Here is a 13,557-nt window from a genome sequence, read left to right on the forward strand (position 1 = left end):
CTCAAACTGTTTTTTATTGCATAAAAATTAGTTAAATTGCAATTACACCCACCAAAAATACAATAGTCACCAACTATCTTTTACACATTATTAAATGAAACCACATATGAAATCTTTTATCTTATTGACCCTTTTCTCATATTGTATCATTCATTCAATTGATGCTCAGGTCACTGGAGTTCGGTTTAACATTATTTCCAATGAAATCAACAATAATCGAGCATTGCCTTCTGAAGAGCGCTTTTACATCAGCGGTCAACTTCCCATTGGCGTGGAAATGGTAAGTTTGGATGTATTCAAAACTGGAAAGCGGTCAGGACAATCCTATAATTGGAGAAAGGCCTTTGACTTTGAAGCGAATGATTTCGAGATTTTGATCAGCAACCCCCTGCGAAACAATGAAAACTATGATCTGATTTTCCAATATTTTATTCGGGCGGATGAACAACAGATTGACTTTGTGAATGATGCCATTACAAAAAATTTAGAGGCTTATATAAGAGGTAACTTCGAGGTAAGAAAGAGCGGCATCAAGAGCAACAATGGCCTAGGAGTCGTACAAAATCAACTCGAACAAATCGTTATCCAAGGTTTGATGGATTATAGAAACTTTTTAGGCAGGGATTTTAATGGCTTCAGCGATGTGGTCACCCAAAAACTGAATCAAAGTAAACAGTTGAAGCTCAAAAGAGCGAACCTGAATATTCTGAGAAAGAATGCTGGAGATAACACCAAAGCCCAATATGCGGATAAATACTTAGAGGAGTTAACAGCCACCGTCAGCAATGAGGTAAAGCAATACCTAGGAAATAATCTCTTGGTATTAGCGGATGAACGGAAAGTCCTGAATTATATCACCGAAAAGAAACAGAATTCGCTTCCTTTGAATTTCGGATATGCTACCATTCCTATCAAACGGCAATTATTCTCAACTGAATATCTACATGGTCCTTATGTGGGATTTTCTGTTCCTTTAGGCAACCGAAACTTTACCAAATTCCTCGGTAATGCCTCTTTTTCCACTGGTATTTTCTTAACCAATTTTGAAGCTTCATCGGGAGAGTCCATCAAAGGAGACCTCATAGGTCTTCCTATTTATGCTGGTTTGGGATATAAAGTATTTCAAGTATTCCGATTCAATATAGGAGCAGTAATGCTTAATATGGATGAAGTAGGCGGTACAGGTCGACAAACCTATATTCAACCTTTTGCCGGATTGAGTTTGGAGTTCAATTTATGGTTGGGACTTAAAAACAGGAGGTAAGCATGCATCCTGTTAAAAAAATACTGTTTTTTTTTCTTTGTTGGATCAGTACACATGCGTTATGGGCCCAGCAAAAGGAATTCAATTGGAGATTAGGCGCGACCTATGGGTATAGCAATTATTATGGAGACTTGACCCCCTACCGCTTCGAAGGAATCCTAGATTGGGAAGCCATCAGACAAGTGCTGGACTACAACCCCAATAAAAATTTGGGAGCTTCTTATCAGATCACCTTGGAGCGAAGGCTGAGTAATACTATTGGTTTTTATCTGCGCTATGGTTTTTATGATTTCTCTATGAATGATCGGTTCACGGATAAAAATGGAGAGTTGTGGCTGGATGCACCTAATTTTGACAGAGGCCTTAACTTCCGCAATCAAAGCCGCGATTATGGAATAGGGTTCTCTTTGAAAACGGACAATGACCGTTTCCTTTCTTCTACTGCATTTATCGCTCCATACCTCAACTTGGGATTTGGGATGCTGGACTTCAAGGTATTCGGAGACCTATTGGATGATGTTGGAAATTTCTACGACTTCACCCAAGCAAACCTGATTCAAAACAGACAATTTGAAACAGCCCTGCATGAATTGGAGGCAGAACAGGCCTTTGATCAACGGACGTTCTATGCCAATCTAGGCTTGGGAATTCGGTTTCGCCTTTCTTCTAGGCTTGAATTATTCCTGCAAACAGATATTTTACGGGCTTTCACCAACCACTTGGATGATGTGTCGGGCAAATACCGGGAAAACTTTGACAGTGAACTCCAGGCACGCGCATCCAACCCTACCGGAATTCCTGTAAATTTATTGACAGATTATAGAGGAAATCCAAATAATCGAGTAGATTGGATCATTAATCATGGGGCTGGTTTACGCTTCAACTTTGGATTCAACAAAAAGAGCTTCGTAGCTTCCTCCGTCATCCCACTCCGACCATTTACTCCTCTTGCGATTGTGGAAGAACCAGTTGAAATATCGGTGGCATCTACTGATGACAAACGCTTTGTTCCGACCGATATTTATTCAGAAGACAGAGAGATCTTGAGTATTCGAAATGCTCAGCTTCAACTCTTGGATAGACAAATTTTATCCGAGCAGCGAAAGGTTCGCTACTTAGACTCTGCGCAAACTTCCAGCAAAGCTATGATGCGGGATTTTCAAGCACAAAATGAACAGCTAAGAAATCGGTTATTGGCTAATGAGCTATCCACCAAAGAACTTGACTCAGCAGCATTTGCAAACGCACAGAAATTGCAAAAAAGCTTGGATTCCATGCAATTGGTCAAAAATAAAAGCTACTTTAAAATTGATAGTTTGATAGCTGAGAAAAGTAATGTTTACCAAAATAAGTTTGTTGAGCGGTCAGCTTTGGATGACTTCAATCCATTAATTCCCGCCAATACACCAATCTCGCCTGCACCTCAGCAAAAAAGAGCTCCCATGAATGAATCTTCAGGAGTGAGCAGTATTGAAAGCAGCAGGACATCCATGGAAAGCAGCGCTCCTGCTACTCGGACTTCTCCTGCAACAGGTTCAAATGATGCTAGCTCCCGTAATCAGGCTTCGCAGCCAACAGAGAGCCGACCAAGCAACAGCGTCACACAAAGCAATGAGTTAGCTCAAAGAAATGCTGCTTTGGATAATTTTTACTTATCCGAAATCCAACGACTTCGACAGGAAAATGCTACTTTACGTCAGCAACCGACGAACACAAGCACTCCTATAACAAGCACGCAAAACCAACGGGTTATCGTAGATGATAGCGGAAGTGCCCGAAGAAATGCCAGAGCTATTCAGAAAGAAGAAAGAAAAGCAATTAGAAGAGAAGAGCGTCGTGCCAATGGCACTTCCTTCCTGGGAGGACTATTTGCAGGGGCTGCTGTCAGTTCTGTTTTATCTTCAAATGATAGAAAAGAAGAAGATGAATTAAAAGTTGAAGCTGAATCTCTAACACCAATAGCTGAACCTCTTGCCTCAGATAGTTTAAATGTGCCTGTGTTAAAAATCCCTGTGGATGAATCAGTTCCAGCTAGATTAGCATGGACCGGGACAACACTCCTATCAATGGATTGGGACTCCATTGCTGTAGCCCCTAAAAATTTGGATTCTTTGGCTACAGAGGAAAAGGAGGAACTTATAATTACCCCTTCACCGGAGGTTGAAAGCATACGCTTAATCCCTTCTAAAGTATTGATATTCTTTGACATCAATCAGCGAGTACCTTCCGAGCTTGAGTTAAAAAAATTAATGCCATTGGTCGAATTTATCAAGGACAATCCCAATTATTCCTTGAGCATTTCAGGTTATGCCGATAACACGGGAAGTTTGGCATATAATCTCAAGCTAGCGGATGAACGCACGAAATCCGTGGGGAAAGCTTTGGTTGATTCTTTTGGACTAGATGCATCTCAACTGGAATTCTCAGAAGGGGGAAAGATTGTAAGAGGAAATACGCAACGCTCAGATTCACAAGATCGGAGAGTAGAAGTCATCATTATCGAAAAAACAGCACAAAAATAAATGGAACAGCACATCAATTTAGGCATCCAAATAGTCCCAAAAAGTAAAACACTCGATGCTTATTCGTTGGTAGATCGAGCCATAGAAGTTATACAAAAATCAGGGGTTAGTTATGTGGTGACTCCATTTGAAACGGTTATGGAAGGACCTCAGTCCTTACTCATGGAAATAGCTAAGCAAGCGCAGGATGCAGTATTAGAAGCAGGAGCGGACGAAATATTGGTCTATTACCGTATGCAGGTTCGAAATAAAGCTGACGTAACTATGGAAGAAAAAACTAGTAAGTACTCCACAAAACAATCTTAATAAAATTTACATAGTATTACGAGAATCTAAATTATATTGCAATAATAATTTATAAATTCACTTTAGCATTTCCTTTCATGGATTCACCCGTACAAAACCCTGATAACCTTACACTTTTAAAGCAATTGATGGATAACACTTCGGATGCGACACAGGTTTCTTTGGAAAATGGAAATTTGTTTTACATCAATGAGGAGGCCTCTAATAGGTTGGGAATTCCAAAGGAAGATGCTAGCAAGTATTATGTTTGGGATTTTGAAGAGATTTTTAAAGATCATTCCGTTTGGCATTCGCATGTTCAAGAATTGAAACAAATTCCACATATGATCATGGAGGGCACTAACGTGCATCAGCAATCCGGAGAGAAGTTTCCTGTGGAAGTCACTGTCAAACACTTATCCATCGAAGGTCAGGGGTATATTGTTGCCACTTCCAGGGATATTTCCGAACGCAAGAAAATCGAAGAGGAACTAGTCTATACCAATGCATATTTAAAGAGAGCCGTGAGTATGGCAAAAATGGGCTCTTGGGAGTTAAATTTAAAGACCAGGGAGTTAAAGTGGACTGAAAATCTTTATAAAATTCATGAATTACCTGAAAAAAGCGGAATGGATCTGGAAAGGGCATTCAGTTTTTACACTAAGAAAGATCAGGTAAAGATTCAGAAGATTTCAGAAGAGGTTATTGTTACAGGTAAAGAAGCTGAATTTACAGGTAAAATTCATTTGAAGAACGGTACATTCAAATGGGTGAAACTAAAAATTCTACTCATTCAAGAGGAAGGCACCCCAAACAAACTTATTGGGCTGACACAGGATATCACGGATCAGCAATTGGTCAAAGAGGAGATCGATAAACAAATCGAACTTCAGACCTTGATGATCGATATTTCTTCCACCTACATCAACACCAAAATTGAAGACCTATCCAAAACAATCAACGAATCTCTTTCCAGAATTTCAAGGTTTGTGCAAGCGGACAGAGGCTATGTTTTTGATTATAATTTTCTGGAAAATACAGCTTCCAACACCTATGAATGGTGTGCCGAGGGTATCAGTCCAGAAATTGAAAACTTACAGGGTTTACCGATTGAGTTTATCCCTTCATGGATTGAAAAACATCAAATGGGATTACTATTCGAAGTTCCCGACATTGAAGTTTTAGAGGATGAAAACTTAAAATCCATTCTTGAACCACAAGGTATAAAAACGCTGCTTACTTTCCCTATGCTGAATGAGGGCAATTTGATTGGATTTGTTGGATTCGATTGGGTACATGATGTTCATAAGTTTCAAGATTCAGAAAAAAAGCTTTTAAAAATATTTGGTGAATTATTGGTCAGTGTTAGCACTAAAAGCGCTTTAGAACGGTCTTTAATTGAGGCTAAAGAAGAAGCAGAAAAATCAAACAAAGCAAAATCAGAGTTTCTTGCAAATATGAGCCATGAAATCCGAACTCCTTTAAATGGAGTAATTGGCTTTACTGACTTATTGATAAATACAGAGCTATCCGAAGTTCAACTCCAGTATGTTGAAAGTGCCAACTCCTCTGCTCATTCATTACTTGGCATCATTAACGATATTTTAGACTTTTCTAAAATTGAAGCGGGAAAACTAGAATTGGAAGAAGTAGAGACTGATATTGTAGAACTAATAGAACAAACTGCTGACATCGTTAAATTCAATACATCTTCTAAAGATTTAGAATTACTACTCAATATACAGGTTGATATTCCTAGATATATAATTGTTGACCCCATTCGCCTTAAGCAAATACTTGTCAATCTTTTGAGTAATGCAATAAAGTTTACGAACAAAGGTGAAGTAGAGTTGATTGTGAAATTTGAGGATTATCCAACAGAGCAAGAAGTTGGAAAATACACCTTTTCAATAAGGGATACAGGAATAGGTATCTCAGAAGAACAACAACAAAAACTATTTAAGTCTTTCTCTCAAGCTGACTCTTCTACCACTAGAAAATTTGGAGGGACAGGTCTAGGTCTGGTTATATCTCAAATGCTGGCTGAAAAAATGGACTCTCAAATTGAAATTTCGAGTCAAGTGGGAGTTGGCTCAACTTTTTATTTTTCAATAAAACGACCTTACAAATCAAAAGTAAACAATAGAATAAAAGAATTTTCTAGTATTAAGAAAATATTATTGATCGATGATAATGCAAATAACCGAAAAATTTTATCAGATATTTTACATCATTGGAAAATTGAAACAGAAGAGGCTGATAACGGTTTAAATGCTTTGCAAATCCTTGATGAGGAAAAAAAATTCGATATTCTCATAGTAGATTATCATATGCCTTTTATGGATGGATTAACTACGATAGCAGAAGCTAAAAAGATAATTGCAACCTTTAAAGGGAAAAAACCAAAAATACTCCTTTACAGTTCTGTGGATGATATCCAAAGTGATGAACGCTTTTTGAATTTAGAGATTGATGCAAAATTAATTAAGCCTGCAAAAATATCTGAATTGTTTAATTGCTTACTTAGTCTTGCAGATGACAGAGATTTAAAAAACAACCTTTCTAAATCAAGTGAACAAAAATTTGAACTACATGCCGATGGTCCTTTCAAAATACTAATTGCTGAAGATGTACCGTTAAATATGATATTGATTAAAACCATTTTAACTTCCTATTTCCCCAAGGCAGAAATCATTGAAGCGCAAAATGGTGAAGATGCGGTAAATGCTTTTGAGCTAAATCAACCGAACCTGATTTTCATGGATGTTCATATGCCAATCCTAGATGGTTATGAAGCAACAAAAAAAATACGAGAGATAGAATCGGGTTCTTCATCCCAAACACCTATCATTGCACTGACAGCTGGTGCATTGCAATCAGAAAAAGAAGCGTGCTTAGAGGCAGGCATGAATTATTTCATGACTAAACCATTAGAAAAGCAAAAGATTCTGGATTTAGTAAAAGAAATATTCAAACGAGTGGAGAACGATGACTCTCCTCTTAGGAAAGAAGAGTTTGATTATGAATCTCTATTAGAAATGTTGGCCAACGATGCTGAACTTTTGCGCAGCATTATGCTTCAAGGATTTGCAGAAATTGAAGAAAGTCTTGAAAAGCTTTGTAAAGTTGTCATGGTAGATGAAAAAGAAAAGTTTAACCTACTACACAAACTAAAGGGATTAACCGGTAGCCTTTGTATGAGTGAATTTTCCCAAAGCATCCGTGCAATGGAGGAAATGGATAATCCTGTCATGACTATTGCTGCAAGTAAAAAAGCCTTAGCTAATTTTAAAGACTTGAAATACAAGATTGAAAAGAAGTTGTTGTGATTTTCATTCCTAGAAACCCCTATCTTTCTTTAAATTTGGATAGGGGTTTCTAGGATGGCTACTTTTTAAAAACAATATTCAAAGGTAATTTATAACCTATTTCCATTACCCAACCGTTAAGCGTACCTGCAAATGTCTCACTAAAATTACCTTTTGAGAATTCTCCCTCCAACAATACACGACCTACTTCTGGGCTTCCAAAATTTCGGGAAAAATTAAATGTAAACATACTCGAGTTAAAAACAGGAACTTCTGCAAATACTCCCGCATTAAAAAAAACTTTCCCCAACACTTGCTGTTCAATTGGCACTGAGGCGAGGTCGTAAATCACTTCTTCACCCCTACGGGCAAATGCAAAGCTGCTCCAATAAGGTCCTTCGGAACCCAAAATTACCATCGCCGCCGTAGAAGCGCCCACTCTTAATCGTTGACGTGTTCCTAGATCTAGGTGATATCTTAACCTTAATGGAATGACATCCATACGATAATCTGTAGGTGTATGATTGTTTACCCCCTCTAATAGAATGACATTCGTATATGCACGCCAGCGATTATATCCAGATTCCAGACTCCAAGACCCTTTTGTATATCCAACTAAAAACTCATTCCCACCGGAGATATGTGAGAATTCAAGATTTTGTTCCCGTTCGTATTTAGGCCTGAATCTCAGCAAGCCCGAAATCATTATATAGGATCCATTACTCCATGCTAAATTCCGTTTATTGATCTTCCGCTCTTCTTTCCCAGATTTCCATAGTTCCTTTTCTTCCTTTGTCTTTCCTTTAAAATCAATCCCATACCCCAATACTAATCCCGAATACGACCCTCTCCGTTGAATCGTAGAAACAGGAGCATTGTTAAACCAATTGAAATCGGTAGGATATAAATCATTGAACCCTTGTTGGTGACGAAGACCTACTAGAAAATAGTTTTTATTTTTGGTATAAAACTTCATACCAAGCTCCAAGCCCTTATTTAGACTGATAGAAGTTCTCGTCGTCAAAAAGTTAAATGAGGCAAGTGTATCATATTCCGAATAATCAATAAACCTGCCCTTGGTAATTCCAAGCATCGGCTGCATATAAAGCGCATGATCTCCCTTCTCCCAAGATTTTCTAAGTCCTAGTCTATGGTTCCATAACTGCCCCCCTCTTGCAGTAAACCTTCGGGAATCATCCACAGATGGAAAATTAGGATAAAAAGTATAACCATACGCAATCCCAGTAAACTCGGACTGTATGGCAAGTTGCCAATCTGACCTAATACTGTAGAGTATTCCTAAACCTAAGTGGTTGGCTAATTTTGGTTGAAACTCAATACTTGGGCGGGAGTCATTCACTAGTTGCTGATAGCCTAATTGAGGGCCAGTGTACAATTCCAATTTTAAGGCGCTTTGAGCATTTACTTGACTGAAAATACTGAAAAGTAAAAGCACTATGAAAATACGATGATTCATCATAATTTTTTTTGTAAAAATAACTAAAAACCCCATAGATTCTGCTGATAAAAAAAATAAATGTATTGTAGCGTTTGCAAAGTTTCTCTCGTCTTTACTTTTAAATGCCTTGCTATGAAAACAACTCTTGAAAACATCTCTACTTCACAATCAATCTCATCCAAATTAGGTGTACTGTTATTGATTATCTTTGTAGTTGCTTGCTTACCGGGAGAGCCTCCGCTTTCTGGTAGAGTTGAACCCAACTTAAGGGTACTTTCTACTTCTGAGGAAAAACTTTCTGAGTCAAGTACACAGTTTGCCATCAATCTTTTTCAGCAATTGGCCAAATCATCACTCTCTGAAAATCAGTTTTTCAGTCCCTACTCCATTCATCAGGCCTTGGCGATGACTATGAACGGGAATGAAGGAGAAGTATTACAGGAGTTTTTGGAGGTGCTGCAAATGCAGGGTATGAGTTTAGAAGATGCCAATCAAGCGGTTAAAGACCTGACAAATTTCTTACTGGAAGTAGATGAAAAGGTCAAACTCAACATTGCCAATGGTATTTGGTATAAGGAAGGGTATCAGGTAAAACCACCTTTCAAAGCCGCCGCCAATCGCTATTTCAATGCAGAAGTGGCTCCTTTGGATATGTTCAATCCAAACTCTGTAAATGTCATCAATAATTGGATTGCCCAACAAACCAATAATCTGATTCGAGAGATGCTGGACCAAATTCCATCGAATGCTGTGATGTATTTGGTCAATGCTATTTACTTTAAGGGAGACTGGACCTACAATTTCCCAAAGGCGAACACTAAGAAGGAAAAATTCCGCTTGAGAGGTGATCAGGAAATCATGGTTGACATGATGGACCTTAAAGATGCTTCGGATATGAAGCTTGGCTTTGGTCATGGAGCAACTTATCTGGAGATACCTTACAGTTCGGGACAGTACTCCATGGGCGTCTTGTTCAATGAATCGGGGGATCTATCACAATTGGCTCCCTTGCTGACCTTGAACAATCTACGTGAATGGAGAAACAATGCCCAAGAAAGAGGGATCATTCTCAAAATGCCCAAATTCAAAATTTCCTATAAAATGGAAAATATGAAAAATGATTTAATGGCCATGGGCTTGGTTCGACCTTTCTCTTTTCATCCGGATAACTTCACTGCTCTATTTTCCAACCCTACGGATGACTTGAAGATAAGCAGGGTCATCCATCAGGCTTTTATAGAAGTGGATGAAAAAGGTACGGAAGCTGTCGCCGCAACGATAGTCGAAGTAACAGAAAGGTTCAGTGCAGGACCCTCAGGACCATTGAGAATTACATTGGATCGTCCATTCATCTTCTTTATCCAAGAAAAACACAGCGGAGCAATCCTGTTTATGGGAAAACTCGAGAATCCATTAGAGGGATGACGGAAAGTGAACAGTGAGCAGTTGGCAGTGAACAGTGAGTAATGAACAGTGAGAAGTGATAGTGGATAGTTCAGAAATACAAGACTTAATTCCCTTAATACCTTAATGGTTATAAAAAACCTCATTCAACTACTAATGTCACAATGGTAGCGAAACCATTAAGAAATTAAGGAGCATTAAGAGAGGTATAATTCTCTCAACACCTGCCGAACTTTGGAAAAGTTTCTCATTATCAGTAATTTATATGTTAGCTCTTACTTCTTGATTCTTGCCTCTTGGCTCTTGATTCTTGATTCTTACCTCTTAATTCTAACAACATGACAAAACTCCCGTATCTAATTTCTCGCCTCTCGTTTCTCGCTTCTGGCCTCATGCTTCTATTCATCAATTGGTCTTGTATTGATGCTGATGAGTCTACATCCTTACTCGAGGAATGTGATATTTTAAACTACCGGATTTACCAAGGAGAGCAGTTAACTTTGGGAGAAGTGTCTCGAGAATTTATATTTATCGGGATAGACAAAAGTTATACTGACGAGGATATTAGTGATTTTTTACAAACACAAAATTTTTTAGATCAAGGTTTTAACTTCACGATCCATGAAGATGCTCAATACCAATTCAAACAAATCCCCGTTCGATTAAACAGACAAAGAAACTGTTCCGAAATCTCGGTGATCCTTGAATCACTCGAAGGTAGTGATATCATTGCCTATGCCCACCCAACTTTTGAAACAGATGATTGCCAAGATGCCATCGGTAACCCTGTGGGAGAGCAATGCGTAAGGGTGTACGTCAGTTCCTTTTTTGTTCGAGTTCCTAACCCTGAAGAGTTAACAGCGCTCCAAGAATTGATTGCTTCCACTAATACCGAGTGGCTTGGTGCCAATCAGTTTATGTCCAATTGGCATGAAATCCGCGCCACCAAAAACTCCCAGGGAGATGCTCTAGAAATGGCTAATTTCTTTCTACAATCCGGAGTAGTGAATGCCGTTGATCCAGGTATTGGAATTTATCCGGTTAGGTAGTGAGCAGCGAGCAGTGGATAATGTGGAATGAAAAATGAGAAATGAACAGTGAGCAGTTCAGAAACACCAGGCTTAATCCCCTTAATACCTTAATGGTTATAAAAAAACCTCATTTAACTGCTAATTTCACGATCATAGGAAAACCATTCAGAAGTTAAGGAGCATTAAGAGAAACCTCGTAAAAGACTTAATCCCCTTAATACCTTAATGGTTTCAAAAAACCTCATTCAACTGCTAATTGCCCAATGGTAGGAAAACCATTCAGAAGTTATGGAGCATTAAGAGAGGTATGATGCTCTCAACATCTGGTGAACTTTGGAAAAGTTTCTTGGTCTCTGTACATTCATCCTTCCTTCCTTCATCCTTTGTTTCTTGATCGGTCCATGAACCTGTCAAAAGGTTCGCTTCAATCAGTCATCAAGTTCAAAATAAAGAAATAGCTAAAAGTTTAGAATAGCGAGAACGACAATTTATCCGTCAACAATTCCAGCGCTTGAATCGCCTTGACAGAATTCCCTTTTTCATTGAGTTCGGGGCTCCACACGGCAATGCTAAACTTATGAGGCATAACAGCAGCAACACCACCCCCTACACCACTTTTTCCAGGCAAGCCCACTCTAAATGCAAACTCCCCTGCTTCATCATAAAACCCACAGGTGAGCATCAAGGCATTGATCCTGCGTGCATGACTTTCAGAGACAATTTCCCGTTGTGCAAATATAGAATAGCCGTCATTAGCCAAAAATGAGAAAGATTTGGCCAAGTCCACACAAGTCAGCTCCATGGCGCAATGTGAAAAATACACATCCAATACCTCCTCCACATCATTATCAAAGTTTTTATAGGCTTTTAGGAAATAGGCCAATGCTGTATTTCGCTCCCCATGATTTTTTTCAGAATTTTTCACAGAGGGATTGATACTAACACATGTCTTACCCGCCAATTCATTAATAAAATCGGATACCTGTTTTGTGGCATGCTCAAATTTACTACAAAGTGCATCTGTAATGACCAAAGCTCCCGCATTGATAAAAGGATTTCGCGGAATACCCTTTTCAAACTCCAATTGGGCAATAGAATTGAAAGGGTTGCCACTTGGCTCAACATTCACCCGTGACCAAAGCTTGCTTTTAAACACATGAAAGACCATGGTAAGCGTGTGCACCTTACTGATACTTTGGATAGAAAAAGGAACTTCATAATCCCCTACCCCATAAACATTCCCTTCCAAATCCACCAATGCGATCCCAAACTGATTCGGATCTACACTTGCCAACTCAGGAATATATGTAGCCACTTTTCCTCTTAAATTTTTCTCCTGTACTTCCTGGTATACTTCTTCTATAACTTGCTGATAATTCATACTATCAAAGGGAAAGATTTTTTACTACAAATTCAACAGCTTTTTCTTATTTTTCACCATGAAATCAGCAGCTAACGATTGGACCGAAGAACTCAGTGCCCTCCAAGGATTATTGGATGAAACCGAGCTTACCCCTCTCATTAAATGGGGAATTCCCGTGTATTGTCATGAAGGCCAGCATGTGGTTGGCTTGGCAGGGTTTAAAAATTTTGTTTGTTTGTGGTTTTACCAAGGCGTATTTTTATCTGACCCAGATAGAGTTTTATTGAACGCTCAAGAAGGAAAAACCAAAGCCCTCAGGCAATGGAGATTTACCGAAAGCTCGGAAATCAACCCTGAACAGATTCGTTCTTATGTAGCAGAAGCTATTTCCCATGCCAAAGAAGGCAAAAAACTAGCTCCTGTTCCAGCAGGTGAAATCATTGTACCCGAAATCTTAGAAAAAGCCTTCCAATCATCACAAGAATTTCAATCCGCCTTCGATCAACTCACTCCTGGAAAACAGCGGGAATACATCGAATACCTTAACCAAGCCAAGCGTGACGCCACCAAACAATCCCGACTAGAGAAAATCACCCCCATGATTTTGGAGGGAAAAGGATTGAATGATAAGTATAAGTAGAGAAGCGAGACTTACCTGCTGCAAGCAGGAGTCGAGAAGCGAGAAACGAGAGGTTAGTGATATGTCCTGAAATTACTTGACACTTTTTTAAAGAATAATTCTATTGTTTACACGCCCCCAATATATCGCCGATAGGCATATATCAACTTATATCGCGCAAGCATATATCACTCTCTACCTCTCACAATCTCTCTTTCTAGCAGTCTCATCCTTTATTTCTTGACTCTTGTTTCCTGTCTCCAAAACTAAAGTCGGCTTCCGAGTAGAATCGAGTCTAATCT

Annotated in this window: 9 protein-coding genes; 7 read left to right on the plus strand and 2 right to left on the minus strand. The window is 38.9% G+C overall.

Annotated elements, in window-relative coordinates:
- Positions 1–106: 106 nt before the first annotated feature.
- The 4 genes from IE080_RS07425 to IE080_RS07440 all read left to right on the plus strand — a co-directional run bounded on the left by IE080_RS07425 (position 107) and on the right by IE080_RS07440 (position 7,400).
- A complete protein-coding gene (locus IE080_RS07425; protein ID WP_189580080.1) occupies positions 107–1,264 on the plus strand; it encodes a hypothetical protein in 1,158 nt (385 codons plus the stop codon).
- 2 nt (positions 1,265–1,266) lie between these two features.
- Positions 1,267–3,786: an OmpA family protein gene (locus tag IE080_RS07430; protein ID WP_189580082.1), complete on the plus strand. Its 2,520-nt coding sequence runs from the start codon at positions 1,267–1,269 to the stop codon at positions 3,784–3,786.
- On the plus strand, positions 3,787–4,092 hold the full coding sequence (locus IE080_RS07435) for a thiamine-binding protein (protein ID WP_189580084.1): 306 nt from the start codon (positions 3,787–3,789) through the stop codon (positions 4,090–4,092). It begins immediately after the preceding gene.
- A 77-nt stretch (positions 4,093–4,169) separates the two neighbouring features.
- Positions 4,170–7,400 carry a response regulator gene (locus IE080_RS07440; RefSeq protein WP_189580086.1) on the plus strand — a complete coding sequence of 1,077 codons (3,231 nt, stop codon included), beginning with the start codon at positions 4,170–4,172 and terminating at the stop codon, positions 7,398–7,400.
- Between the two features lie 58 nt (positions 7,401–7,458).
- Here IE080_RS07440 and IE080_RS07445 read toward each other — a convergent pair whose 3' ends face one another.
- Positions 7,459–8,856, minus strand: coding sequence for a hypothetical protein (locus tag IE080_RS07445; protein WP_189580088.1), 1,398 nt, complete (start codon positions 8,854–8,856; stop codon positions 7,459–7,461).
- A 114-nt stretch (positions 8,857–8,970) separates the two neighbouring features.
- Between IE080_RS07445 and IE080_RS07450 the strand changes: the two genes are divergently transcribed.
- Together IE080_RS07450 and IE080_RS07455 are read left to right on the plus strand one after the other, a co-directional pair.
- On the plus strand, positions 8,971–10,263 hold the full coding sequence (locus IE080_RS07450; protein WP_189580091.1) for a serpin family protein: 1,293 nt from the start codon (positions 8,971–8,973) through the stop codon (positions 10,261–10,263).
- A 317-nt stretch (positions 10,264–10,580) separates the two neighbouring features.
- A complete protein-coding gene (locus tag IE080_RS07455) occupies positions 10,581–11,291 on the plus strand; it encodes a hypothetical protein (RefSeq protein ID WP_229800546.1) in 711 nt (236 codons plus the stop codon).
- Between the two features lie 448 nt (positions 11,292–11,739).
- Here the strand turns inward: IE080_RS07455 and IE080_RS07460 are convergent, their stop codons facing one another.
- On the minus strand, positions 11,740–12,654 hold the full coding sequence (locus IE080_RS07460) for a glutaminase (protein ID WP_189580097.1): 915 nt from the start codon (positions 12,652–12,654) through the stop codon (positions 11,740–11,742).
- Between the two features lie 58 nt (positions 12,655–12,712).
- Between IE080_RS07460 and IE080_RS07465 the strand changes: the two genes are divergently transcribed.
- Positions 12,713–13,276: a YdeI/OmpD-associated family protein gene (locus tag IE080_RS07465; protein ID WP_189580100.1), complete on the plus strand. Its 564-nt coding sequence runs from the start codon at positions 12,713–12,715 to the stop codon at positions 13,274–13,276.
- The last annotated feature ends 281 nt before the right edge of the window (positions 13,277–13,557 follow it).

This window comes from Mongoliitalea lutea (assembly GCF_014652135.1).
GTDB lineage: Bacteria > Bacteroidota > Bacteroidia > Cytophagales > Cyclobacteriaceae > Mongoliitalea > Mongoliitalea lutea.

Excerpts from the sequence above, each read along its gene's own strand:
- IE080_RS07425 (WP_189580080.1), top strand. The coding sequence starts at position 107 with ATGAAATCTTTTATCTTATTGACCCTTTTCTCATATTGTATCATTCAT.
- IE080_RS07430 (WP_189580082.1), top strand. The coding sequence starts at position 1,267 with ATGCATCCTGTTAAAAAAATACTGTTTTTTTTTCTTTGTTGGATCAGT.
- IE080_RS07435 (WP_189580084.1), top strand. The coding sequence starts at position 3,787 with ATGGAACAGCACATCAATTTAGGCATCCAAATAGTCCCAAAAAGTAAA.
- IE080_RS07440 (WP_189580086.1), top strand. The coding sequence starts at position 4,170 with ATGGATTCACCCGTACAAAACCCTGATAACCTTACACTTTTAAAGCAA.
- IE080_RS07445 (WP_189580088.1), bottom strand. The coding sequence starts at position 8,856 with ATGAATCATCGTATTTTCATAGTGCTTTTACTTTTCAGTATTTTCAGT.
- IE080_RS07450 (WP_189580091.1), top strand. The coding sequence starts at position 8,971 with ATGAAAACAACTCTTGAAAACATCTCTACTTCACAATCAATCTCATCC.
- IE080_RS07455 (WP_229800546.1), top strand. The coding sequence starts at position 10,581 with ATGACAAAACTCCCGTATCTAATTTCTCGCCTCTCGTTTCTCGCTTCT.
- IE080_RS07460 (WP_189580097.1), bottom strand. The coding sequence starts at position 12,654 with ATGAATTATCAGCAAGTTATAGAAGAAGTATACCAGGAAGTACAGGAG.
- IE080_RS07465 (WP_189580100.1), top strand. The coding sequence starts at position 12,713 with ATGAAATCAGCAGCTAACGATTGGACCGAAGAACTCAGTGCCCTCCAA.